We start from the raw sequence: 24,545 nt of genomic DNA, 5'->3' as shown, positions 1-24,545 counted from the left end.
GGGGGGGGTCCCCCCCCCGGGGGGGGGGGGGGGGGGTGGGTGGGGCCTGGGTCCTTGGGGTCGTTGGGTTGTGGGGGTCCCCACCCCCCCCCCGCCCCCGCCCCCCCCCCCCTCGACCGTGACGTCCTGGAGGCGGGCGGTGTCATCGCGGGCTACCGCGCCGAACCGGACCGCGAGCGCCTCGCGCTCGGCGACGTCCTGACCATCGGCCCGGTCCTCGTCCCTGACCGGGCCGCCGCCCGGGACGACGGTGGTGCGGTTCTGGCAGAGCAGGCGGCAGCCGCAGTCGACGCGCACGGAGCCGTAACGACATGGAGTGTCGGGGCGACGCGGTCAGCCCAGATAGCCCAGCCGGTGACTGAGCTCGTCCGCTCCTTCGACCAGTGCCGGTGCGACCTCGTGCATACGCTCCTCGGTGAAGCGGAAGGCCGGCCCCGAGATGGTGAGGGCGGAGACGGTTTCGCCGTCGATCGAGCGGACGGGAGCGGCCATGGCGTTGAGGCCCTCTTCGTATTCCCCTACCGTCATGGCATAGCCCCGCTCCCGTGCTTCGGCCAGATCTGCCTCCAGCTTCTTCTTGGAGGTCAGCGTGTGTGGTGTCATACGAGCGAGCCCGGCCTCGGCGATGAGTTCATGCCGACGCTCCGGGTCGAGGTGGGCCAAGAGGATCTTTCCGCTCGCTGTGCAGTGCAGTGGTGTCAGCCGTCCGACCCAGTTCTGCGCGGCGATGGCGGACGGGCCGCGCACCTGGTCAAGATTGATCACGTGGTGGGACTCGAGCACCGCGATGTTCAGCGTCTCGCCCAGCTCCTGGGCGAGACGCTCGCAGATCCCCCGCCCGTACTTGGTGATATCTATGCGCCCCGTAACCGCACCGGCCAAGCGCACGATTCCGAAGCCGAGACGGTACTTTCCGCGCTCGCCCTCCTGCTCAACCATCCCATGCGCCTCCAGCGCACCGAGCAGGCGAAAAGCAGTGGACTTATGGACGTCAATCGCCGCGGCCACTTCACTCACGCCTGCCTCGCCGCGCTCGGCCAGGATCTCCAGCACAGCGACAGCCCGGTCAACGGACTGCACTCCGCCGCCGGGTGCGCCGGCGAGCCCAGTGATGTAGTTGCTCATAGCGAAACCCTATGTGGAGTGGTCAACGAAAGTCTCGGCCTGAAGGATTTTTTGGTGGGCGCCCTGTGGAGGCGCCACCGGAGCTGAGCGGACCGGTCAGCGGAAGACGACCGAGCGCTTGCCGTTGATCATGACCCGGCTCTCGCTGTGCCATTCCACGGCCCGGGCGAGGACCTGCGCCTCGACGTCGCGGCCCAGGGTGACCAGGCTGTCGGGGCTCTGTGAGTGGTCCACGCGGATGACGTCCTGCTCGATGATGGGACCCTCGTCGAGGTCCGGGGTGACGTAGTGCGCCGTGGCTCCGACGAGCTTGACGCCGCGCTCGTGCGCCTGGACGTACGGCCGTGCACCCTTGAAACTCGGCAGGAACGAGTGGTGGATGTTGATCGCCCGGCCTTCGAGCTGCTTGCACAGATCGTTGGACAGGATCTGCATGTAGCGGGCGAGGACCACGAGGTCGATGTCGAGCTCGTCGACGAGTTCCAGCAGCCGTGCCTCCGCGTCGGCCTTCGTCTCCGGCGTCACCGGAATGTGGTGGAACGGGATCCCATAGCGCTCCGCGAGCGATTCGAAGTTCCGGTGGTTGGAGACGATCGCCGGCACCTCGATGTTGAGCGCGCCGGTGCTCCGCCGGAAGAGCAGGTCGTTCAGGCAGTGGCCGAACTTCGACACCATGATCAGCGTGCGCGTCGGAGTCGACGCGTTGTACAGCTGCCAGGAGATCCGGTACGCCTCCGCCACGGGGGCAAAGCCGGAACGCAGGTCTTCCAGTGAAGTGCTCGGATCCGAGACGTCGAAGTGCACGCGCATGAAGAAGCGGTCCTGCAGCCGGTCGTCGAACTGCTGGCTCTCCTGGATGTTCCCGGAGTGCCGTACGAGGAAGCCGGTGACGGCGTGGACCAGGCCGGAGCGGTCGGGGCACGAGAGGGTGAGGACGAACTCGCGATCGGGGTGCGGTCGAAGGGACACTGAGTCCTCCCAAGGGAGTGCGTACTACGCAACAATGCGATTGATACGCAACATGGTCCGACTGTGACGGCCTGCGGTCAAGAGTCCGCCCTGACGTTGCCTCCCAGGGAATTGCGGCGTTGGACCCGTCGGATGCCACTCCTCTGCTCTGTCGAGGGTGGTGCTTCCGGTGGTCCGGGGTGACCTCTTGACAGCAGTCTGGGCGGCCTGCACTGTGTTGCGCAAGGGGATGCTCGTTGCATATGAAGCAACTTGACGGGGGGTGGGTAGCGATGATGGGACCGTGCCTGGTCATCATCGGTGTGGGCGCCGTGGGGGCGGCGCCGGCGGATGAGCTGTCCGCCCAAGGCCGGACCGAGGTGAAGCCGGTCGATCAAGGGCCAACTGCTTACTCGCCGTGGACCGCCGCACCAACCACTTGGGGGCTGCCGCGCCCGCGCACGTCTCCCGCGAACCGGCATCCTTCTGCCCGACGCGGCTACGGAGCAAGCCGAGCAGTCGGCCCCGCGAGCCCGCATGAACCCCGCCGTTTCCGCCGTGCATGACATGACCACCTGCCCAAGGCACTTCCCTTCGAGGTGAACTATGACTACGACCGGACTGCCGGAGAGCCTGATCGCGACTCTCCCCGGTGACCACTACACGGACCAGGAGATCTTCCGTCTGGAGCAGGAGCACATCTTCGAGTCGATGTGGTTCTGTGTGGCGCGCTCCTCAGAGCTGGAGAAGCCGGGTGCGTTCAAGACCGTGGATGTGGGGCGGGAGAGCGTCCTGGTGACCCGGTCACGGAACAAATCCATCCGCGCCTTCTTCAATGTGTGCCGGCACCGGGGCGCGAAGCTGTGCACGCAGGAGTCCGGTGAGGTGAAGCGGGCGTTCCAATGCCCCTACCATGCGTGGACCTACGATCTTGAGGGCAAACTCGTCGCGGCCCCGAACCTGACGAAGATGCCGGACGTGGGCCGGACCGAGTACGGCCTGGCGAGCGTGTCGGTGCGCGAGTGGCTGGGCTATGTGTGGGTGTGCCTGGCCGAGAACCCGCCCTCGTTCGAGGAGTCGGTGATCGCGGACGTGGTGGCGCGCCTGGGCGACGTGAGGTCCATCGACCGGTACGACATCGACAGCCTCGAAGTCGGCAAGCGGATCGTCTACGACGTGAAGGCGAACTGGAAGCTGATCATCGAGAACTTCATGGAGTGCTACCACTGCGCGACGATCCACCCGGAGCTGACCGAGGTGCTGCCGGAGTTCGCCGACGGCTACGCGGCGCAGTTCTACGTGGGACACGGCGCGGAGTTCGGAGCGGACGTCAAGGGGTTCACCGTTGACGGCTCGGAGGGCCTGGACCGCATTCCCACGGTCTCCGAGGATCAGGACCGCCGGTACTACGCGATCACGGTGCGGCCGCAGGTGTTCATCAACCTGGTCCCCGACCATGTGATCTTCCACCGGATGTACCCCGTGGCGGCCGACCGGACGATCGTGGAGTGCGACTGGCTGTATCTGAAGGGCGTGGTGGAGAGCGGCAGGGACGTCAGCCGGTCGGTGGAACTGTTCGACCGGGTCAACCGGCAGGACTTCGACGCCTGCGAGCGCTGCCAGCCGGCGATGAGCTCCCGGCTGTACGCCAAGGGCGGCGTCCTGGTGCCCAGCGAGCACCACATCGGCGAATTCCACGACTGGGTCCAGGCACGTCTCGGTACCCACCAGCCCCAGTAGTCACGACGGGCATCGACCAGCTGGATGCCGCTTCCTGGAGCACAGGATCCGTGCAGCGTGCGCCTGGACAGGCACCCACTCATTCCCACACACCGCGGAGCGCTACCGATGAGCCGCAAGGCACCTGCCGAGGACCACGGCGATTCCCGTCTGCGGGTGGGCCCGCCGAAGGACTACGCCGCGGGCATTCCCGCGGTCACCTCCTCGCTGCGCCACGCCCATGCGCAGATGGGCGTCCGCCGCAGTCTGCTGACACTGCTGAGCGTCAATCAGAAGGAGGGCTTCGACTGCCCGGGATGTGCCTGGCCGGAGCCTGAGCACCGACACCGCGCCGAGTTCTGTGAGAACGGGGCCAAGGCGGTGGCGGAGGAGGCGACCCTGCGCCGGGTCACTCCGGAGTTCTTCGCCGAGCACACGGCGGCGGCGCTCGCCGGACGCAGCGACTACTGGCTCGGTCAGCAGGGACGTCTCACCCATCCCATGTACCGCCCCGCAGGCAGCGACCGGTACCAGCAGATCTCCTGGGACGAGGCGTTCGCCGTCGTCGCCCGGGAACTCGGTGCGCTGGACTCCCCGGACCAGGCCGCCTTCTACACCTCCGGCCGGGCGAGCAACGAGGCCGCCTTCGCCTACCAGCTCTTCGTCCGGCTCTTCGGTACCAACAACCTGCCGGACTGCTCCAACATGTGTCACGAGTCCAGCGGCTCCGCCCTGGTGGAGACCATCGGCATCGGCAAGGGCAGTGTGCACCTGGAGGACCTGTACGAGGCCGACCTGATCCTGGTCGTGGGGCAGAACCCGGGAACCAACCATCCCCGGATGCTCTCGGCGCTGGAGACGGCGAAAGACCGCGGAGCCCGAGTCATCGCGGTCAACCCGCTGCCCGAGGCGGGACTTCTGCGGTTCAAGAACCCTCAGCGGCCCTCCGGTGTGCTCGGTGGCGGCACTCAGCTGTCCGACATGTTCCTGCAGATCAGGCTCGGCGGCGACCAGGCCCTCTTCCAGGCCTTCAACCGCATGCTCCTGGAGGCGGAGGACGACGCTCCCGGCACGGTCCTCGACAGCGACTTCATCACCGCGCACACCCACGGCTTCGAGGAGTTCGCCGATCAGGCCCGCAAGGCATCCTGGGACGACATCCTGGAAGCCACCGGCCTTTCGGCGAAGGAGATCAGGGAGGCGTTCCAGGAGGTACTGGCCGCCAAGAAGATCGTCGTCTGCTGGGCGATGGGCCTCACCCAGCATCGCCATTCGGTGCCGACCATCCGCGAGGTCGTCAACTTCCTCCTGATGCGCGGCAATATCGGGCGCCCCGGCGCCGGCCTCTGCCCTGTCCGCGGCCACTCCAATGTCCAGGGTGACCGAACCATGGGCATCTATGAGAAGCCGGACGCCGCCTTCCTCGACGCACTCGGCGCGGAATTCGGTTTCGTGCCGCCGAGCCACCACGGACACGACGCCGTGGAAACCATCCGGGCCATGCGGGACGGACAGGTGCGGGTCTTCGTAGCGCTCGGCGGCAACTTCGTCTCCGCCGCTCCCGACACCGAGGTCACCGAGCGAGCACTGCGCAATTGCGAACTCACCGTGCAGATCTCCACCAAGCTCAACCGGTCCCACGCGGTGTCCGGCCGGCAGGCACTCATCCTGCCCTGCCTGGGCCGCACCGAAGCCGACCTTCGCCCCACGGGGCCTCAACCGGTGACGGTGGAGGACTCCATGGGCATGGTGCACCTCTCGCGGGGGCGGCTGGCGCCCGCGTCCGACGCCTTGCTGAGCGAGGTCGCGATCATCTGCCGGATGGCGCGGGCGGTCCTCGGGGACGACGGTTCGCAGGTGCCCTGGGCGGAGTTCGAGGCGGACTACGACCGAATCCGGGACAGGATCGAACGGGTGATTCCCGGCTTCGAGGACTTCAATGTGCGGGTGCGCGAGCCCGGCGGCTTCGCGCTGCCCCACCCCCCGCGAGACGAGAGACGCTTTCCCACCAGGACCGGGCTGGCCAACTTCACCGTCAACCCGCTGGAGGTGATGCGCGTCCCGCAGGGGCGGCTCATCCTCCAGACCGTCCGCTCGCACGACCAGTACAACACCACCATCTACGGTCTGGACGACCGCTACCGCGGCGTCCGCCAGGGCCGCAGGGTGCTTTTCGTGCATCCGGACGACCTTGCCGCACACGGCCTGGCCGAAGGCGACCTGGTCGACATCGTCAGCGAGTTCTCCGACGGGGTCGACCGTCGGGCGCCGGCTTTCCGCACAGTCGCGTACCCCACCCCCCGCGGCTGCTGCGCCGCCTACTTCCCCGAGACCAACGTCCTCGTTCCACTGGACAGTACGGCGGAGGTCAGCAACACCCCCACGTCCAAGTCCATCGTGGTCCGGCTGGAACCGGCTTCCGCCGCCGGCCGATCCACCGCGCGCCAGCCGACCGCCCGGTACCGCCCCGGAGAGCGGATGCCCTCGGCGGCCGTCGTTCGGGGTTCGGCTCCGACCCCACCCCGGTCGGAGCCGCCCTGCTGACGGGTCGCCAGTTCTTGGAGCGAGAGAGCCGGAAGGCTTGGCCTGTTCGGCAGCAGATCCGAATGGCGGGGTGATCAGCGCATTGAGCCACCGAAGACCGGAGCAGCAGGCGACTCAGGTCGCACGACCGTTCTCGTGCATCGCGGCCGCGTACACGTCTGCCGTGGCCGCGGCCGTCATGTCCCAGCCGAAGGACTGGGCGTGGCGGGCGGCGGCCGCGCCCATCCTGGCGGAAAGTGCCGGATCGTCGGCGAAGCCGCGCAGCGCCCGCGCGTAGTCCGCCGGGTTGTGTCCCGGCACCGCACCGTCCCGGATACGCAGTACGCGCCGTCGCTCAGTGACCCGTCCCATCGAACCTCACTCCAGTCTTCGGTATGCGCCGCGAGCGTGTGCGTGCCGGTGGCCGAACTGTCAGAAGCGGTCAGCCGCCGGCGCTGACATCGGCCGCTCGGGCGGCAGGAAGGAAACGGGTCGTCCGGACCGATCCGGCTCTCTGCCCCGTCGCGAGCTTCCACAGCCGCGAGATCTCCTCGTCCGGCACCCCGGAACGCACGCTCCTCCCGCGAAGGCCGGACTCCTCCCGCGCGAACAGCAAGTGCGCACCTGGCCGTCGGCCGTGAGCCGGGTGCGGTCGCAGGCCCGGCAGAAGGGGCGGGTGACCTCCTGCGGCTTGCTCATGCCACGCTGGACGCCGACGGTGCCGAGTTGCGGCGGGGGCTGCTCGTTGAGGCAGCCCCGGTCAGCGACGCGATCCTGCTCGTCCATGACGACGCCTCCCACTCCCGCGTCTTCAGCACTCGATGACGTTGACCGCGAGCCCGCCGCGAGCCGTCTCCTTGTACTTGACCTTCATATCGGCACCCGTCTCCTTCATGGTCTTGATGACCTTGTCCAGGGAGACGTGGTGGCGGCCGTCGCCACGCAGGGCCATCCGGGCCGCGGTGACGGCCTTGACCGCCGCCATACCGTTGCGTTCGATGCACGGGATCTGCACCAGACCGCCGACCGGGTCGCAGGTAAGGCCCAGGTTGTGCTCCATGCCGATCTCGGCGGCGTTCTCCACCTGTTCCGGCGAGCCGCCGAGCACATCCGCCAGTGCGCCCGCGGCCATCGAGCAGGCCGAGCCGACCTCGCCCTGGCAGCCGACCTCGGCACCGGAGATGGAGGCGTTCTCCTTGAACAGCAAGCCGATGGCGCCGGCCGCCAGCAGGAACCGGACGACGCCGTCGTAGTCGGCTCCGGGGACGAAGTTGAGGTAGTAGTACAGGACGGCCGGTATGATCCCGGCGGCCCCGTTGGTCGGGGCGGTGACCACCCGGCCGCCGGCCGCGTTCTCCTCGTTCACCGCCATCGCGTAGAGGGTCACCCACTCCATCGCCCGGCCCGCCGGATCGCCCTCGACCCGTAGCGCTTTGGCCGCCGCGGTGGCCCGGCGGCGGACCTTGAGCCCGCCCGGCAGAATGCCCTCTCGGGACAGGCCGCGGGCTACGCATGCCTCCATCACGCGCCAGATCTCCAGCAGGCCGGCGCGGATCTCGGCCTCGGTGCGCCAGGCTTTCTCGTTCTCCAGCATCAGGGCCGAGATCGACAGACCCGTCTCCCGGCTCAGGCGCAGCAGCTCGTCACCGCTGCCGAAGGGGTACTTCAGCACCGTGTCGTCCAGCTTGATGCGGTCCTCGCCGGCCGCGTCCTCGTCGACGACGAACCCGCCGCCGACCGAGTAGTACGTCTTCTCCAGCAGCGGCAACCCCTCGGTGTCGTAGGCGAAGAGCGTCATGCCGTTGGCGTGGTACGGCAGGGAACGACGGCGGTGCAGTACCAACTGGCTGTCCGTGTCGAAGCCGATCTCGTGGTCATCGCCGAGGTCGCGGCCCAGCAGCCACAGCCTTCCGGTCGACGTGATCCGCTCGACGTCCAGCTCGGCCTGGGCGATGTCGACCGTGTGCGGCTCGTTGCCCTCCAGGCCGAGCAGGACGGCTTTGGGGGTGCCGTGGCCGTGGCCGGTGGCACCGAGGGAGCCGAAGAGCTCGGCCCGTACCGATGCCGTCCGGGCGAGGAGCCCATCCTCCTTCAGCCGGCCGACGAACATGCGGGCGGCCCGCATCGGGCCGACGGTGTGCGAACTGGACGGGCCTATGCCGATGGAGAAGAGATCGAAAACGGAGATGGCCACGGGCGGGCTCCCTTGTCTGCGCGTGGGTGTGGCGGGCGGCCACGGGTACGTGGCCGGGCGGCGTACGAGATGAGTGGCCAGCGGATGTCGAGGTATGGGTGGCGTGGTCGTACGGGTGCGGGCCGGGCCAGGATGAGTGGGCGGCCGTGCGCCGGTGCCCCACCCGTCTTCAGGCCGGGATACAGCCGGTGCTTCTCGGCCGGCGCGGTCACGCGGGCCTTGAGTCCCTCCGCGTCGTACGACGGCTTAAACGCCTCCGCGCTGCGAAGGGCGCACGGTTCTCCGGCTGATCCCGCCACAGCCTTCTGCGCGCATGCCGGCTCGCCGACGTCGGCGGGGATGCCGTCGATCGTGGATGGAGTCGCTGGACGGCACTCCTCGGTCCGGCGCACCGTGAGCATGGGGAACCTCCAGGTCGCGGGCGTCCGACAGGGATGGGGAGTCGTCGGCCGGGTCGGTAACTCGTGGAGCCGTGACGGGAACAGCGGGTCCAATCACCGGTTGTTTCTAATGGCACAACTGGTATCTCTATGCGCAACAGCTTTTCGTTTGGGTCGGGGGTTGTCAAGAGGGGAGCCGCGCCGCAGTGCGCCGGCGAGGGAGGGCGGCGGCCGAGGGCCCGGCTGCCAGGTAGCTCCTCGTATCGGCGCCGCCGCTGGACCCCCGCCTCGTCCCATTGATCCGGCAGCGCATCGCCCATGGCCCGTGGGCGCCGACGGGGGATCTCGGGCCTCCTGGAGGCCCGAGCCCCGGACTCGTCCGGCCTGCTGAGCTCGGCGGAGCTGGTCGAGTTTGTGCGCGGTGGCCGCCTGGCTGGGGTTGTCGGGGGCCGCGGCGGTATCCGCCAGTTCAGCTGATGCCCGCGAGGTGAAGCACGGCCATTGGCCGTCTCGTCGTGTCCGGTGGCGAGGAGTGCCGCCGAACCAGGCCACGGTACGGACTTCGCGTCCTCCGCCGAGACACAGGGCTGGCGCTGGAACCTCGACTACGTCGTCGACCCGCACCACAACGCCATGGCCCTGTAGTGGTCAACAAGGCTGCGCAGTGCCGACAGGATCGGAACCAGAAGATGATCAGGGAGAGCCTGCACCTGGTCCAGCACGATGACCGACCCGGCCAGGCGGTGCAACTTCCGCATCCGCGACGGGGTACGGGCGAACAGCGACCCAGTTATCCGCAGCAAGCCTGGACCAGCCGTGCCCGAGGTCGGCTGAGCTGTGGTGTTCCAGCACGTCCGGCAGTCCGCGCTCGGGGTCGAGCATCCGGCGGTAGTCGGCGGCGTTTTGCTCAGTGATGGCCGCGAGCACACCGACGACCTGGTGGTGCGTCTCGTGGGCAACCACTCCTTCGTCTTACTGGAGGCCGAGGAGCGTGGCCTCCGCGATGTGCTTCACGCCGAGTTCCCGTTGCCGGGCCGGCGCGGCCTGGTCGATGCGCTCGTGTATTGCGACATGACGACGCCGTCCGGCACACCTACGTCATGCCGTGACCGGATCGCCGAGATCCTCAATCGATATGGGGCGGGAAGCTTCGTGGGCCGCTTCATCCGCCGGGCGGAGCCCGAGATCAAGACCGCCGTGGAGCGAGTGGAACGTGTGCGCGCCTGCCAATGAAGGCGGTTACTCAATGTGCGGATACTTGCCGCGAAGGAAGTTGCCGATCTGGATGCGCATGGAATGGAGACGTGGATGTCGAGCCCCTCCAGACCACTGTGGGCTAACGCCCAACGAGCAGGCCTTTACCCGCGCACACGCGTGGCACGAGGAAGCGTGGCGGGCATCCGCGGCACTGGGCAGTGCACTGCCCTCCTCCTCCTCCTCATCTTCCGCTCGGCAGCGGACTGGCTGGACATGGACGGGTTCACCAAGCACGAATCCACCTGTGGAATCCGCCTCACGTATGCCAAGCAGTATCCGACACACCATGATCGACTCATCGAGGACCTGACGCACCCCGAGTGCGGACTCGCGCTCAAGGAAGACATGCGAACCTGCACCTGCGCATACGGTGAGAGGAGCTGCAGAATCTGGTTCGACGATGCAGGACCATCACGCGGCCGGCTCGACCTCGAAATCCACGTCGAGAACCGTAGACCCCGCCAGCCTGCGTACCCGGAACCATCAACCTCGGCATCGCAACCACGACCGCGGCAACCGAATCTGCGCAACGCACAGGGCGACGTACCGACCAGAAGGACGATCAGCCCGCACCCTCGCCCGGGATCGTGTGTGCCCACCGGAGTGGACGCCTGGCTGCTGGAGTGCTCATGGCGCAAGCCGGCAGAGTGCTGAGAGGTGTCGAGGGGCGGCGCTGAGCGAGTGCTGAGGTGAGGTATCGCCCAGGGCGGCCTTTCGACGCCCCGGGCCGCGGGTTCGCGTGTCGCGTGGCGGGGCGGCGGTTCGCCGTCCGGGTCAGCGCAGCGAGAACGTCGACAATCTCTGGCCCTCGCTCAGCACGAGGTACACGTCCTGGCGTCCCTTCGCGGCGGCGGACAGAGAGGCGTTCACCGTCTCGTACGTGTAGACCGACCCCGTTCCGGACGCCGTCGCCGTACCGATGAGTGTGCCGGTCGGCGAGCCGAGCCGTAGCTCGACCTTGCCGGCCGCTCCGGCCACCCGTGCACTGAACGTCGTGGCGCCGGAGCCCAGTTGGGCATCGGCGAACTCGAGCCAGGCCCCGTCGGCCGAAGCCCCCACCGAGGTTCCCCGGACCTTCGACTCGTCCACCAACCGGACACCCTCGTAGTCGTCGAAGTTCTCGGCGCGGGTCACCCGTGAGAGATCCCGGGCCGGGATCGTCTCGCCGCGTGCCTTCAGGGACGTACGGGAGCGGATGTCCTTGGAGGACGCGCCCACGAGAACGTCGTACGTGCCGCTCTCGACCACCCACTTGGAACGGGTGACGTCCCAGTGTGCGAGGTCCTTCGTCGTGAGCTTCAGCTTGACGGTTTTCGTCTGGCCCGGCTTGAGCGAGACCCGCTGGAAGGCCTCCAGCTGTTTCAACGGCTGTTTGTCGCGTGAGACGCGCTGGTGGGTGTAGAGCTGCACGACCTCGTCCCCGGCACGCTTGCCGGTATTCGTGACGGCGACCTCGTATCCGTCGTCGAAGCGCTTCAACTCTCCGTAACGGAAGGAGGAGTACGAGAGCCCGTAGCCGAACTCGTAGAGCGGGTCGCCCTTGAAGTACTGGTACGTGCGGTCGTGCTTGATGTTGTCGTACTCCAGGATGGAGGGGAGGTCGGCCTCCGACTCGTACCAGGTCTGGGTGAGCCGTCCGGCCGGGTTCACGTCGCCGAAGAGGACGTCGGCGAGGGCGTTGCCGGTCTCCTGGCCCGCGTGGGTGGTCCAGAGCAGGGCCGGGACCTCCTTCTGGAGGGCGCCGAGGGTGGTCGGGTAGCTGTTCTCGACCACCACGACCGTCTTCGGGTTGGCCGCGCGCACCGCCTTGACCAGGGCTTCCTGGGACGGGGCCAGGCTCATGTCCTCACGGTCGTCGTTCTCGCGGCCGTTGATCGCCGGCATGGACCCGACCACCACGACCGCCGCGTCCTTGTCCTTCACCGCCGCCGCGGCCTCCTCTGTGCCGCTGCGGACGACATCCTTGGTGTAGTGCGCGGCCTCGGCCTTGGTGACGAGACCGAGCGTGCCGTCGGGGCCGGTCGGGCCGAGGTAGACCGGGCTGGACCACCAGGGCTCCCGGGTCTCGTAGCCCGCGTACCGCAGCAGGTGGGTGCCGTCGGCCTGCTCCTCCAGCGCGAACTGCTGCTGCACGACCAACCTCCGGGCTGCGCCTGGTCGTTGACGAAGTTCGATCCCTTGGCGCCGACGTACTTGCCATTCGCGGCCGACCGCAGCGTCACGATGCCCGCGCCCCAGTCGAACACGTCGAACTGGGTGGCTGCCGTACCGGACGAGGCGGCACTCTCCTGCAAGGCCTCGCCGTCGGCGTCCGTGCCCGCCGTCACGTACTCTCCGGTCTCCGCGTTCTTGAGCGCGATCCGGTCCACGCCCTCGCTGCTGGTCACGGGAGTGCCGAGCTTGGCGGAGATGCCCTCGGCAGGCGTCACGGCGTACGGCAGGGTGCCCGAGTACCAGTCGGTGTAGAGGGTGTCGGCAAGCGGGCCCACGACCGCCACGTCCTGGGACACGGAGGCCTTCAGAGGCAGGGCGCCACCCGAGTTCTTCAGCAGCACCGCCGCATCGGCCGCCGCCTTCCGGGCCAGCTTCTGATGCGCCGGGCTGTTGATGACGGACTTGTCGATGGAACCGTACCTCCCGCCGCCCGGGTCGAATTCACCGAGCCGGACGCGGATGCTCAGGATGTGCCCGGCCGCCGTGTCGACGTCCGACTCCTTCAACAGGCCGGACGACACGGCCGACGTGACGGCCCTCGTCGTGGGTTGGGAGTTCGTGTCGTCCGTTGTGAAGCTGTCGATGCCCGCCTTCAGCGTGGCCGCGTTGCCCTCGGTCAGGGTGCCGTAGTACTTCTGACTGCCGGTGCCGGTCAGGTTGTTGGGCGCGTAGGCGTCGGTGACGTTCAGGAGGTCGTGGGAGGTCCAGGTGCGTACGTCGTCGTCCAGCGCCGGATTGACTGTCGCCGGGCGGCCGTTGACGAGGTTGTACGACGACATCACGCCGGTCGCCGCGTCCGCCTCGATCGACGGCCTGAAGGCCGGCTCCTCGTACTCCTTCAGCACGCGTGGGCGCAGGTCGGACGAGGTGGTGGTGCGGTTGACCTCGTTGTTGTTGCCGAGGAAGTGCTTGAGCGTGGGCGCCGTCTTGAGGTGGTCGGGGTCGCCGCCGGTGAGGCCGGTGCCGTACGCGGTCGCCATCGAGCTCGTCAGGTACGGGTCCTCGGAGTAGCCCTCCTCGTTGCGGCCCCAGCGCGGGTCGCGGAGCGGGTTGACCACCGGGGCCCACAGGTTGAGGCCCCAGCTGGGCGGGCGCTCCTGCTGGAAGCCGCGTGCCTCGTCGCCGACCGCCGAGCCGACCTGCTTCATCAACGCCGGGTCCCAGGTCGACGCGAGGCCCACGGCCTGCGGGAATACGGTGGTCTCGCCGAGCCAGGCGACGCCGTGCAGGGCCTCTGTGCCGGTCTTGAACGACTGGATGCCGAGGCGGGGGATCGCGGGCTGGTACTGGTGGAGCAGGGAGATCTTCTCGTCGAGGGTGAGGCGGGAGAGGAGGTCGTCGACGCGGCGGTCGACGGACAGCTTCGGGTTGCGGAAGGCGTACGCGGGGTTGTCCGCCGCGGCCGTTCCCGTGGCCGTGACGCCGAGTCCGGCGACCAGGACCAGGGCCAGGGCCAGGGTGGGGACGCCCCGTCCCACGGTGGTTCTCCGTCTTCTCTTGCCATTCATGGCACGCTCCTTCAACTAGGGCCGGCATTTGGGGCTTGGACAAGATTGCTTCCGTGAGGGGTGAGATGGGGGGTGGTTCAGGGGCGGGGCAGGGTGCTGGCCCGCACCGTCAGCCGCAGTGACAGCACAGAGTCGCCTCCGGTGCACAGCCGCCGCCGAGCTTCTTCATCAGCAGGTCCACCGCCCCGGCGCCCACCTCGGCGGCCGGTATGGCGATCGAGGTGACGGGGACGCGGACGCGCTCGGCCAGTTCGTCCGGGCAGATCGCCGTGACCGACAGATCCCCCGGGACCCGTAGGCCGAGCCCCTCGAACGCGTCGATCACTGGCTCCAGAATCGGCGCGTTGTGCACCGCGACACCCGTCAACGCCGGTCGCCGCCAGCCGGCGCCGTCCAGCTCGGCGGCCTCGTACAGGTGCGGGTCGACGCGTTGCAGCCCCGCCATGAAGATGACCAGCGGGAAGCCGATCTGCACCCACACCATCACGCCCATCACGCTGTAGAGCGTGAAGTCCGGGTCGCCGAGCCAGTCCTGCCGGAACCCATCACGCCGTTGGTGCCGGCGGGTGCGTCGCCCGAGTTGAGGACCATCGGGGCGGTCTTCTGGATCTGTTCGAAGCCCTTCTCCTCGAACTCCACCTTGACCCCCGGATGGGTCTTCTCGAACTCCTTGATGGCCGCGTTCCAGGCCACGCCCATCGCGCTGTCCGGGCCCTCGTAGTGCCACAGTTTCAGCGTCTTGCCGTCTGATCCACCACTGTCCGAGTCGCCGCAGGAGGCCAGGAGCAGAGCCCCGCTCTGAACCGCCGAAGCGGTCGCCACCACACGCCTTCGTGCCGTCAACATCCAGTGCCTCCAGGAGAGTCGGATGGCTCACTGTCCCGGTGAGTCGTGCTCGTCACGCTCGTCGTGGGGGCGTCACGCAGGGTTCATCGAATCGTTTCGATGCGAGACCTCGAAGCGCTTCGTCGCCGTCGAAGTCGTAGACCAGGAACTGGGTGTAATGGGCGCCCGCCCGGATGTTGGGGCCCAGGTCGATACGGTTCAGCAGCGTGCCGTCGAGGCGGTAGGTGTCGATATAGGTATGGCCGGTGTACCCGACCTGGGAGACATCCTTGGCGTTGGACGGGTCCCACTTGACGACGTACTCGTACTGGCCGTCGCCGTCCACATCGCCGACGCTCATGTCGTTGGCGGAGTAGGTGTACGCCTCGCCCGCGGGCGTGACGCCGCCGGCGGGCTTGCGCAGCGGCAGGTCGTAGTACCCGTCGGCCCACGGCGAGACCGGGTCGCTGCGCCGGGCCTCCCGGCCGTGGACGATGGCGGCGACGCGGTACTCGGCGTCGGAAGCGCCGTCCCGGTCCAGGTAGTTGGTGCTGTCGGTAACGGTCGCTATCGGCCTGCCGTCACGGTAGACCCGGAAGTCGGCGCCGGCCAGGCCGGTGTCGGTGTGCCCGGTGGCCTCCGAGCCGAGCAGCCGCCAGCTCAGGAACACTCCCTCGGCGCTGGAGACGGCGACCAGTCCCCGGTCCAGCCGCTCCAGCTGCGCGCCCCTTGACCCCTGCCCGGCCGGCCCCACCTGACTGGACTGGCCTGCCTGCGCGTCCACTCCCAGGCCGACGGCCAGCACCCCCGTCAGCAGCGCGACGGCCCATCTTCGTGTCTTCATCGACAACCTTCTTCCGCCGAGGGGGCGTTGATTCGTTTCATTGAGTCGTTTCAATTCTGGGCAGGCGCGACAGTACGAGGGCGCCGGGCGCCCGTCAAGACTTCGCGCCGCGATCGGGAGCGGTCCAACGCGGGAGCCGGGCCGCGGTCACCGTTCGCCGGGCGGCAGCAGCCCGGTCAGGGGCAGTGCTCCCCAGCCGACGGATGCCGCGACCGCCGCCCGGCGCCGGGCGGGGTCCCGCAGGGTCAGTCCGAGCAGTGCCGCGTCCCCGAAGTCGGCCGCGAGCCTGATGGCGACGGCGGTCCTGAGCGCCGGCCCTTCGGAGCCGGCGCCGGCGCGGCCCCGCCGGCGGCGTCCCGCCAGCCCGGCGGCCGCAGCGAGATCCCGGTCGCGGCAGCGGTCCGCCCGCCCTCGTCGGTCAGTCCCGACAGCCGGGCCGGCAGTCCGGGCCAGGCCGCCACCGCGACCCCGTACGCCGCGGTGGCCACCCCGACCTTCCGCAACAGTCCGACGCGCATATCCGCTCCCTCGCCGCTCGTGGCCGCCTCGCCCCGCCGGGCGCTCGACCCTGGCTCTGGCGAAGTCCCGCCATGGCTCGACCCCGCCACTCCTCATCCACCACGGCTCGACCGGCCTCATGCTGCCGATGACCGATGCGACCGGCTCAACTGCGCTCTGACGCTGGACAGCTTGTAGCTCTTGCCGGTTGCCGGTTGCCACTCGTCCGCTCGGGCCGAGGTCTGGCTGCCCGGGCTGTTGACATGGGCATCGCGGAGTGGGTTGATGGCAAGGCTGATGGGAGCGCTCCCATTTCGGCGCTGCAACTCATCGTCTGACCCTTGACGGAAGGCAGCACGCACATGGGGCACACCCCTGCCGGACGCCCGCGCGTCCCACGTACGGCCCGGAGACTGCGGGTCCGCATCGCCGGAGCGATCGTCGCCGGGCTGCTCTGCATCACCGGGACGCATACCGTTGCCGCGGCCGCACCCCTCGCACAAATGCCTGCCGTGACACTCGCGCAAGCGGAGGCCCAGCCCGGCGACGACGACTGGTTGCACACCAGCGGGAACAAGATCGTCGACGCCGCCGGCAACGAGGTCTGGCTCACCGGCGCCAACTGGTTCGGCTTCAACGCCTCCGAGCGCGTCTTCCACGGGCTGTGGTCCGCCAACATCACCGCCCTCACCCGCTCGATGGCCCAGCGCGGCATCAACATCGTCCGCGTCCCGATCTCCACCCAGCTCCTGCTCGAATGGCGGGCCGGGCAGGCCGCCGTCCCCAGCGCCGTCAACGCCTACGCCAATCCCGAGCTGGCCGGCAAGACGACGCTTGAGGTCTTCGACCACTTCCTCGCCCTGTGCAAGCGGTTCGGCATCAAGGTCATGCTCGACGTACACAGCGCCGAGGCCGACAACTCCGGCCACGTTGAACCCGTGTGGTGGAAGGGGGCGATCACCCCCGAGCAGTTCCACGTAGCCTGGGAATGGGCCGCCGCCCGCTACCGCACCGACGACACCCTCGTCGCGATGGACATCAAGAACGAGCCGCACGGCACGGCGAGCAGTTCCCCGCGCGCCAAATGGGACGGCTCCACCGACCAGGACAACTTCAAGCACGCCTGCCAGACCGCCGGCCGCCGCATCCTCGCGATCAACCCGAACCTCCTGATCCTCTGCGAGGGGATCGAGGTCTACCCCAAGCCCGGCGTGAGCTGGACCTCCACCACCCCCACCGACTACTACTCCACCTGGTGGGGCGGCAACCTCCGCGGCGTCCGGGACCACCCCGTCGACCTCGGCGCCGGCCACAACGACCAGCTGGTCTACTCGCCCCACGACTACGGCCCGCTGGTCTTCAACCAGCCCTGGTTTTCCGGCGACTGGAACCGCACCACCCTCGAACGCGACGTCTGGGACCCCAACTGGCTGTACCTCCACAAGGAGAACAAGGCCCCGCTCCTGATCGGCGAATGGGGCGGCTTCATGGACGGAGGCCCCAACGAGAAGTGGATGAAGGCGCTGCGCGATCTCATCGTGGAGCACCGCATCCACCAGACCTTCTGGTGCCTCAACCCCAACTCCGGTGACACCGGAGGCCTTCTGGGCCACGACTGGGCCACCTGGGACGAGGCCAAGTACGCGCTGCTCAAGCCCGCCCTGTGGCAGCACAACGGCAAGTTCGTCAGCCTCGACCATGAGGTGCCCCTCGGCGGCAGCGGCTCCACCACCGGCGTCAGCCTTTCCGACGTGTACGGCGGCCAGCACCCCGACGACACCACCCCGCCGAGCACCCCCACGGGCCTCGCGGCCAGCGGCAGGACGGCCTCCTCCGTGACCCTCGCCTGGACAGCCTCCACCGACGACACCGCTGTCACCGGCTACGACGTCTACCGCGACGGTGCCAAGGTCGCTACGGCGCCCGGGAGCACGCACACCGACACGAACCTCACCGGTGGTACGGCGTACACCTACACGCTCCGCGCCCGGGACGCCGCCGGGAACACCTCCGCCGCATCTGACGCCGTTACCGTGACCACCGAACCCGGCACCGGCGATCCGACCGGGGCGGTCACCGTCCGCTACAAGAACGACGACTCCGCCGCCGGCGACAACCAGATTCGCCCCAGCATGCGGCTCGTCAACTCCGGTACGGGCGCTCTGGCCCTCTCCACCCTCTCCGTCCGCTACTACTTCACCCGTGACGGCGGCTCACCCACCGTCAACGCCTACTGCGATTACGCGGCGGTGGGCTGCGCCCAGCTGGACCTGCGCGTCGTCGTCCTCCCGGCACCGGTCACGGGCGCCGACGCGTATCTGGAGGTCACGTTCACCGGCGGCACCCTCGCCCCCGGAACCGGCACCGGCGACATCCACTTGAGGTTGGCGAAGTCCGACTGGTCCAGCTTCAACGAGGCCGACGACTACAGCCACGGGACGAACGCGGCCTTCGCCGACGCCCCCAAGATCGGCGCCTACGTGAACGGCATCCTCGCCTGGGGCACCCGGCCCTGAACCCACGCCCGGCGGCCTGTGCTGTCCGGCCGGGCGCACAGCAGCACCAAGGCGCACGCCCGTCGCGGCAAGGGACCGGCTCCCCTGCCTGTTCCCGCCCGTCCCCTGCGGCGCCCGGCCGCACAGCGCACCGGGGGTGTCCACCACCGCCAACCCCCACCGCCAACCCCCACCGGGCAGCACCGCCGCTCAGCGCGGCCGACTGCACCCCCATCCGAAGGGCTGACTCCTCCCCATGGACAGAAGACGCTTCATCGGCCTCGCTGCCGTTACCGCCGGTGTACCCCTGCTCGCTCGGCTGCCGTTCGCGCCCGCCGCGTACGCCGCCCCCGTGGCGGTTGCCGCGGCCGCACCCGCCGCATGGCGCAACGTCCGAATCGACGGGGGCGGTTTCGTCCCCGGCATCATCTTCAGTCAGACCCGTAAGGATCTGATCTACGCCCGCACCGACATCGGCGGCGCCTATCGCTGGGACCCCGCGACGTCTTCCTGGATCCCGCTGCTGGACTGGGTGGGCTGGTCCGAGTGGGGCTGGAACGGCGTGGTCTCCGTGGCCATTGACGAGTCCAGCCCGGCCAAGGTGTACGCCGCGGTCGGCATGTACACCAACTCATGGGATCCGAATAACGGCGCCATCCTGCGCTCCGCCGACCTCGGCGCCACCTGGCAGGCCGCCCGGCTGCCGTTCAAGCTCGGCGGCAACATGCCCGGCCGCGGCATGGGGGAACGGCTGGCCGTCGACCCCAACAAGGGCAGCGTGCTGTACTTCGGTGCGCCGAGCGGCAACGGCCTGTGGCGCTCCGTCGACGCAGGCGTCACCTGGGCGAAGGTGACAAGCTTCCCCAACCCCGGCACCTACGTGGCAGACCCGAGCGATCCGAACGGCTACTCCAGCGACATCCAGGGCGTTGTCTGGGTCGTCTTCGACCCGACGACCGGCAGCCCAGGTACCGCCAGCCGGTACATCTACGTGGGCGTCGCCGACAAGGACAACACCGTCTACCGCTCCGCCGACGCCGGCGCCACCTGGACCCGGCTGGCCGGTCAGCCCGTCGGCTACCTCGCCCACAAGGGCGTGCTCGACCACACGGGCCGACAGCTGTACATCGCCACTTCCGACACCGGCGGTCCGTACGACGGAGGGAAGGGCGACGTGTGGCGGTACGACATCGCCGCCGCGAGCTGGACCCGGATCAGCCCCGTCGCGTCCGACAGCAGCGAAGCCTACTTCGGCTACTCGGGCCTGAGTATCGACCGCACCAACCCCGACACGCTCATGGTGGCCACCCAGATCTCCTGGTGGCCTGACCTCGTCATCTTCCGCTCCACCGACGCGGGCGCCACCTGGACCCGGGCCTGGGACTATGCCGGATACCCCAGCCGTTCCTTCCGCTACACCCACGATGTCTCCGAGGTGCCCTGGCTGTCCTTCGGCGCCAACCCCAGCCCGCCCGAGGTCAGTCCCAAGCTGGGCTGGATGACCGAGGCGCTGGAGATCGACCCGCACGACCCGGACCGCTTTTTGTACGGCACGGGCGCGACGATCTACGGCTCCGCCAACCTCACCGACTGGGACCGGGGCACGAAGATCACGATCCGGCCCATGGTGAAGGGGCTGGAGGAGACCGCCGTCCTCGACCTGGTCAGCCCGCCCACCGGGGCACCGCTGTTCTCCGCACTGGGCGACATCGGCGGCTTCAAGCACACGGACCTCACCAAGGTCCCGGCGCTGATGTACACCCAGCCGAACTACACCAGCACCACCAGCATCGACTTCGCCGAGCTCAACCCCTCCGTGATGGCCCGGTGCGGCAACATCGACAAGACCGCCAACCCCGGTGTCAACCGCGCGGCCTTCTCCACCGACGGCGGCTCCAACTGGTTCCAGGCGAGCAGCGAACCGGGCGGCGTCACCGGAGGCGGCACCATCGCCGTGGCCGCGGACGGCTCGGCCGCGGTATGGGCACCGGCGGGCGCGGCGGTGCAGCGCACCACAACCCACGGAAGCTCCTGGACCGCCGCCTCGGGCATCCCCCAAGGCGCACAGGTCCGTGCCGACCGGGGCAACCCCCGGAAGTTCTACGGCTACGCGGCGGGGACGTTCTATCTCTCCACCGACGGCGGCGTCGGCTTCACCGCCACTGCCGCCACCGGACTGCCGTCCGACGAGGCGCTTTTCAAGCCGGTGCCCGGCAAGGAGGGCGAGATCTGGCTCACGGGCTCCGGCGGCCTGTGGCGCTCCGCCGACTCGGGGGCCCGCTTCACCAAGGCCGCGGGCGTCGACTCCGGCGTGGGCCTCGGCTACGGCAAGGCCGCCCCAGGCAGCACCTACCCCGCGCTCTACCTGGCCGGCAGCGTCGGCGGCGTGAACGGGGTGCACGCCTCCGACAACGTGGGCAGCACCTGGCGGCGCATCAACGACGACCAGCACCAGTTCGGCAACATGGGCGACGCCATCACCGGCGACCCCCGCATCCACGGCCGCGTCTATCTCGGCACCAACGGCCGCGGCATCCTCTACGCCGACGTCTCCGGCGGCAGCGGCCCGGGCGGCGACACGACGCCACCGACGGTCCCCGCGGGGCTCACGGTTGCGGCGGTGACCGGCAGCACGGTGTCTCTGTCGTGGACGGCCTCGACGGACGGCACGGGGGTGACGGCGTACGAGGTGCTGCGCGGCGGGGTCCCCGTGGGCACGAGCGCGACCACGTCGTACACGGACACCGGCCTGTCCGCCGCGACCAAATACGGGTACGCGGTCCGGGCGATGGACGCCGCCGGGAACGTCTCTGCGGCGTCGGCGGCCGTCACCGCCACGACCACGGGCGGGGGGAGCGGCACCGGCACGGCCAAGGTCCAGTACAAGAACAACAGCGCCAGCGCCGCGGACAACTCCATCGCGATGGGCCTGAAGCTCTTCAACACCGGCGGTGGGCCGATGGACCTGTCCGGCACCACGATCCGCTACTGGTTCGCGGACGCCCCGGGCTCCGCCACGTACCAGACCTGGTGCGACTGGGCGCGGTTGGGCGCAGGGACCATCACCCACCGGGTGGTCTCCGCCTCCGGTGCGCCCGCCGGCGCGAACAGGTATCTGGAGATCGGCTTCACGGCCGCAGCGGGCGGCCTCGCAGCCGGTGCGGACACGGGCGAGATCCAGGTGCGCCTCAACCGCTCCGACTGGACGAACTTCGACGAGACCGACGACTACAGCCGCGGCACCAACACGGCCTACGCCGACGCGCTGAAGGTCGGGGCGTACACCGGCGGCACCTTGACCTGGGGAACGGCTCCCTGAGGGCCCGCACCTCTCCACGTAACAGACCCCACCTCTGACAGGAGTCGCACCTGAGAGCGCGATCCCGCACGCCCGCGAGGCCGCCGCCTGCGCATCCAGGCCGCCGCGCTGCTGGGCGCGGCAGGCGCCCTGCTGGCGGCCGGCCTGGTGGCCGCCCCTACTGCGCAGGCCGCCCCCACCGGCATCCACGTCAGCAACGGCCGGCTCGGCCAAAACGACGGCAGCGATCTGATTCTGCGCGGCGTCAACCACGCCCACACCTGGTATCAGACCCAGACCTCCGCCCTCGCCCAGATCAAGGCCAAGGGCTCCAACGGCGTCCGCGTGGTACTCGCCTCCGGCCGGCGCTGGGCGAAGAACGACACCGCCGACGTCGCGGACACCGTCTCAGCCCCGCCGTCGGGCGGCGCTCGCCGCGGTCCCGGGCCACCGGTATGAGGCGGAGCCGGGAGAAGGCGGAGCCTTCCAGGGCGCTCAGAGCCAGGTAGGTGAGCATCTGTGAGCGGGCGACATCGAGCAGGGCGCTGTCGGTGCCGACCTCGTCGAGAGCCTCCTCCGCGGATCGCGCCCCTCCGGGCGGCGAACCGTCATTACTCGCGGAGTTGAGGGAGCCGCCCTGTGTTCCAGGGTGGTGCTCGTGGCGGATGGTGACGAACACGTCGTTCCTGGGGCCGATGCCGCGTTTGAGGGCGGTGCCGCACAACACGATGCGCAATGCCGCGGACTTGCCTCGGTCTTGGCTGGTCAGGAGTGCTGCGGCGCGACGCCAGTCGGAACGATCTACGTGGTGGAACCCGCGCGGTTGCCGCGGAGGATCGCCGGGACGCCACACATGAGGTCACGCGTGTGTCGACCATTCGCCGGCCATCCCCTGATTCGGCCACCGGCAGATGGTTACCCGGGTAGCCATGACGGAGTTCGTTGAAACCGAGGTGCTGCAGATCGCCTACGACGTGAGCGGCCCCGAACGCGGGCAGCCGGTGGTGGCGGTGCACGGCTGGCCTGATGACATCCACTGCTGGGACGAGGTGCTGCCGCACCTGCACCGGGCGGGCTGCCGGGTGTACCGGCCGTATCTGCGCGGCTTCGGGCCCACCCGGTTCCGCTCCGCGGACCGGCCGCGCAGCGGACAGATCGGGGCGCTCGGCCGGGACCTGGCCGACTTCATCGAGGCCCTGGAGCTGCGCGGCGCGGTGGTGGCCGGGCACGACTGGGGTGCCCGCGCCGGATACGTCCTCGGCGCGCTTTTCCCCGGCAGCGTCCACGCGCTGGTCGCGATATCGGCGGGCTACTCGACAAACCGCCCCGATGCCCCGGTCCCGTACCCGCTGGCCCACGCCTACTGGTACGAGTGGTTCGTCGCCACCGCCCGCGGCCGCCAGGCACTCGCCCACGACCGCCGCGGTATCTGCCGCTACCTGTGGACCACTTGGTCCCCGGGGTGGGACTTCACGGAATTCGCCTTCGGGCAGGCGGCCGAGGCCTGGGACAACCCCGACTGGGCCGAGGTGAGCGTGCACGCCTACCTGCACCGTTGGGGCGAGGCCCCCGGCGACCCCGCCTACCAGGGTATCGAGGACCGCCTCGCCGAACCGCCGCCGATCCGCGTACCGGCCCTGGTCCTGCACGGCGAACGCGACGGCGACAACTTCGCCGGCACCACCGAGGGCAAGGACGACTTGTTCGCGGACTCCTACCAGCGTGTGGTGCTGCCCGGCGTCGGCCACTTCCCACCCCGCGAGGCACCACGCGCCACCGCCGAGGCCATCCTGCGCCTCACCCCGGCGACGACCGCCTCATGACGGTGTCCCGCCGGTGGCGGAGGCCGGTGGCAGAGGCCAGGCGTTCGGTCCGGTGGCCCGGCGAAGGGGTGCGGTCCAGGATTTCTGGGGTACGGCGGAACGGGCGGCGCGCCCGTGTGTGGAGGTGACAGCCATGACCCTGACAGTCGGCAACAGCGCGTTCGGACCCGGCGGCGGAGAGTTCGCCAGCAGCGCGAGCGCGGGCAGGGCCCGGCATTCCGGTTACGTCTCCGCCCTTGGGAAGACCGACCTGCCGATGGACCCCGACCTGGTGGTGAAGACCCAGCTCACGCGCGAGCACGGGTACGCCGCCGCGCGGGAGCTGCTGTCTCGCCCCGATCGCCCCCACCGCCGTGTTCACCGCGAACGACATGCAGGCGCTCGACGTCTACCAGGCCGCGCGTGAGCTCGGATTGCGCATCCCGCACGACCTCAGCGTGGTGGGCTTCGACGACGTACCGGCCGTGGCCTGGATGGATCCGACCTTGACCTCCGTGCATCAGCCGCTCGCCGAGATGGCGACAGTCGCCACTGAGCCGGCCCTGGCGTTCGGCCGGGGCGAGGAAGTGCCGCAGGTGGGAATGGAGGTCGCCCGCAGGATTCCCCTCGACGGCCCCGGACGAGGTCACGCTGGATTGCGCCCGTTTCCAGGGAGCCCGGTTGGCGCGGTTCGCGACGCTGCTCGCGGCGGACAGGGCGCAGGCGTCCGCCGCACAGGGCTGAGCGGGCAGTCAGGACGCGTGACCGTCACACCGGTCCCGGAGGGCGCCCGACGTGAACCGACGACGCACCGCGCCCCGTGAGTTGGGACGTCGACTCCTCGCCGGGCGTGGCGGCGAGACGTCGGCGTGCGGCTGCGGCCCCGTCGCGGGGATCTGCCGTCCCGCGACGGGG

15 protein-coding genes and 6 pseudogenes are annotated in these 24,545 nt (G+C 69.4%); 10 read left to right on the top strand and 11 right to left on the bottom strand.

Features of this window, described 5'->3' with window-relative positions:
- Window positions 1-333 precede the first annotated feature (333 nt).
- Together ACIHCQ_RS27760 and purU are read right to left on the bottom strand one after the other, a co-directional pair.
- Window positions 334-1,125, bottom strand: coding sequence for an IclR family transcriptional regulator (locus ACIHCQ_RS27760; RefSeq protein ID WP_399667802.1), 792 nt, complete (start codon window positions 1,123-1,125; stop codon window positions 334-336).
- 96 nt (window positions 1,126-1,221) lie between these two features.
- Window positions 1,222-2,094: a formyltetrahydrofolate deformylase gene (gene purU, locus ACIHCQ_RS27755; protein ID WP_399667799.1), complete on the bottom strand. Its 873-nt coding sequence runs from the start codon at window positions 2,092-2,094 to the stop codon at window positions 1,222-1,224.
- A gap of 585 nt (window positions 2,095-2,679) precedes the next feature.
- Between purU and ACIHCQ_RS27750 the strand changes: the two genes are divergently transcribed.
- A complete protein-coding gene (locus ACIHCQ_RS27750) occupies window positions 2,680-3,813 on the top strand; it encodes an aromatic ring-hydroxylating dioxygenase subunit alpha (protein WP_399667796.1) in 1,134 nt (377 codons plus the stop codon).
- Window positions 3,814-3,921: 108 nt separating this feature from the next.
- Window positions 3,922-6,213: pseudogene (locus tag ACIHCQ_RS27745) on the top strand (FdhF/YdeP family oxidoreductase); the annotation flags it as partial.
- 237 nt (window positions 6,214-6,450) lie between these two features.
- Here ACIHCQ_RS27745 and ACIHCQ_RS27740 read toward each other — a convergent pair.
- The 3 genes and pseudogenes from ACIHCQ_RS27740 to ACIHCQ_RS27730 all read right to left on the bottom strand — a co-directional run.
- Window positions 6,451-6,642 (bottom strand): annotated as a pseudogene (locus tag ACIHCQ_RS27740) (D-inositol-3-phosphate glycosyltransferase); the annotation flags it as partial.
- Between the two features lie 105 nt (window positions 6,643-6,747).
- Window positions 6,748-6,996: pseudogene (locus ACIHCQ_RS27735) on the bottom strand (GTP 3',8-cyclase MoaA); the annotation flags it as partial.
- A 130-nt stretch (window positions 6,997-7,126) separates the two neighbouring features.
- Window positions 7,127-8,509: an L-serine ammonia-lyase gene (locus ACIHCQ_RS27730; RefSeq protein ID WP_399667794.1), complete on the bottom strand. Its 1,383-nt coding sequence runs from the start codon at window positions 8,507-8,509 to the stop codon at window positions 7,127-7,129.
- A 902-nt stretch (window positions 8,510-9,411) separates the two neighbouring features.
- Here ACIHCQ_RS27730 and ACIHCQ_RS27725 point away from each other — a divergent pair.
- Complete coding sequence (locus ACIHCQ_RS27725; RefSeq protein ID WP_399667792.1) at window positions 9,412-9,534, top strand: hypothetical protein; 123 nt, start codon at window positions 9,412-9,414, stop codon at window positions 9,532-9,534.
- A 192-nt stretch (window positions 9,535-9,726) separates the two neighbouring features.
- Window positions 9,727-10,122, top strand: coding sequence for a hypothetical protein (locus tag ACIHCQ_RS27720; RefSeq protein WP_399667789.1), 396 nt, complete (start codon window positions 9,727-9,729; stop codon window positions 10,120-10,122).
- 798 nt (window positions 10,123-10,920) lie between these two features.
- Here the strand turns inward: ACIHCQ_RS27720 and ACIHCQ_RS27715 are convergent.
- The 6 genes and pseudogenes from ACIHCQ_RS27715 to ACIHCQ_RS27690 form a co-directional block, all read right to left on the bottom strand.
- Window positions 10,921-12,279: a glycoside hydrolase family 3 C-terminal domain-containing protein gene (locus ACIHCQ_RS27715; protein ID WP_399667786.1), complete on the bottom strand. Its 1,359-nt coding sequence runs from the start codon at window positions 12,277-12,279 to the stop codon at window positions 10,921-10,923.
- A gap of 221 nt (window positions 12,280-12,500) precedes the next feature.
- Window positions 12,501-13,868 (bottom strand): annotated as a pseudogene (locus ACIHCQ_RS27710) (glycoside hydrolase family 3 protein); the annotation flags it as partial.
- Window positions 13,869-13,945: 77 nt separating this feature from the next.
- Window positions 13,946-14,409, bottom strand: a pseudogene (locus ACIHCQ_RS27705) (substrate-binding domain-containing protein); the annotation flags it as partial.
- Window positions 14,410-14,432: 23 nt separating this feature from the next.
- Window positions 14,433-14,714: pseudogene (locus tag ACIHCQ_RS27700) on the bottom strand (extracellular solute-binding protein); the annotation flags it as partial.
- A gap of 52 nt (window positions 14,715-14,766) precedes the next feature.
- Window positions 14,767-15,537 carry a hypothetical protein gene (locus ACIHCQ_RS27695; protein ID WP_399667783.1) on the bottom strand — a complete coding sequence of 257 codons (771 nt, stop codon included), beginning with the start codon at window positions 15,535-15,537 and terminating at the stop codon, window positions 14,767-14,769.
- Window positions 15,538-15,782: 245 nt separating this feature from the next.
- Window positions 15,783-16,055, bottom strand: coding sequence for a hypothetical protein (locus ACIHCQ_RS27690; protein WP_399667780.1), 273 nt, complete (start codon window positions 16,053-16,055; stop codon window positions 15,783-15,785).
- Between the two features lie 321 nt (window positions 16,056-16,376).
- On the opposite strand from ACIHCQ_RS27690, the gene ACIHCQ_RS27685 reads away from it, so the two are divergent.
- From ACIHCQ_RS27685 to ACIHCQ_RS27660, 6 genes are all read left to right on the top strand, one after another.
- Window positions 16,377-18,551 (top strand): cellulase family glycosylhydrolase, encoded by a 2,175-nt coding sequence (locus ACIHCQ_RS27685; RefSeq protein ID WP_399667777.1) that lies wholly within the window; start codon window positions 16,377-16,379, stop codon window positions 18,549-18,551.
- 235 nt (window positions 18,552-18,786) lie between these two features.
- The gene (locus tag ACIHCQ_RS27680; protein WP_399667775.1) at window positions 18,787-21,849 is read left to right on the top strand and encodes a cellulose binding domain-containing protein; all 3,063 of its coding nucleotides are present in this window, start codon (window positions 18,787-18,789) and stop codon (window positions 21,847-21,849) included.
- A gap of 147 nt (window positions 21,850-21,996) precedes the next feature.
- Window positions 21,997-22,287, top strand: coding sequence for a hypothetical protein (locus ACIHCQ_RS27675; protein ID WP_399667772.1), 291 nt, complete (start codon window positions 21,997-21,999; stop codon window positions 22,285-22,287).
- 470 nt (window positions 22,288-22,757) lie between these two features.
- Window positions 22,758-23,651 carry an alpha/beta fold hydrolase gene (locus tag ACIHCQ_RS27670; RefSeq protein WP_399667769.1) on the top strand — a complete coding sequence of 298 codons (894 nt, stop codon included), beginning with the start codon at window positions 22,758-22,760 and terminating at the stop codon, window positions 23,649-23,651.
- 133 nt (window positions 23,652-23,784) lie between these two features.
- Complete coding sequence (locus tag ACIHCQ_RS27665; RefSeq protein WP_399667766.1) at window positions 23,785-24,057, top strand: hypothetical protein; 273 nt, start codon at window positions 23,785-23,787, stop codon at window positions 24,055-24,057.
- Complete coding sequence (locus tag ACIHCQ_RS27660; protein ID WP_399667763.1) at window positions 24,023-24,454, top strand: substrate-binding domain-containing protein; 432 nt, start codon at window positions 24,023-24,025, stop codon at window positions 24,452-24,454. The genes ACIHCQ_RS27665 and ACIHCQ_RS27660 overlap by 35 nt, the downstream gene beginning before the upstream one ends.
- The last annotated feature ends 91 nt before the right edge of the window (window positions 24,455-24,545 follow it).

It is taken from the genome of Streptomyces sp. NPDC052236, assembly GCF_044548015.1.
In the GTDB taxonomy this organism is placed as follows: domain Bacteria; phylum Actinomycetota; class Actinomycetes; order Streptomycetales; family Streptomycetaceae; genus Streptomyces.
Note: the sequence above shows the minus strand (reverse complement) of the source record. Positions and strands in the feature narration are given on the sequence as shown.

Coding starts and splice junctions, on each gene's coding strand:
- ACIHCQ_RS27760 (WP_399667802.1), bottom strand. CDS start 1,125: ATGAGCAACTACATCACTGGGCTCGCCGGCGCACCCGGCGGCGGAGTG.
- ACIHCQ_RS27750 (WP_399667796.1), top strand. CDS start 2,680: ATGACTACGACCGGACTGCCGGAGAGCCTGATCGCGACTCTCCCCGGT.
- ACIHCQ_RS27695 (WP_399667783.1), bottom strand. CDS start 15,537: ATGAAGACACGAAGATGGGCCGTCGCGCTGCTGACGGGGGTGCTGGCC.
- ACIHCQ_RS27690 (WP_399667780.1), bottom strand. CDS start 16,055: ATGCGCGTCGGACTGTTGCGGAAGGTCGGGGTGGCCACCGCGGCGTAC.
- ACIHCQ_RS27680 (WP_399667775.1), top strand. CDS start 18,787: ATGGACAGAAGACGCTTCATCGGCCTCGCTGCCGTTACCGCCGGTGTA.
- ACIHCQ_RS27670 (WP_399667769.1), top strand. CDS start 22,758: ATGACGGAGTTCGTTGAAACCGAGGTGCTGCAGATCGCCTACGACGTG.
- ACIHCQ_RS27665 (WP_399667766.1), top strand. CDS start 23,785: ATGACCCTGACAGTCGGCAACAGCGCGTTCGGACCCGGCGGCGGAGAG.
- ACIHCQ_RS27660 (WP_399667763.1), top strand. CDS start 24,023: ATGCAGGCGCTCGACGTCTACCAGGCCGCGCGTGAGCTCGGATTGCGC.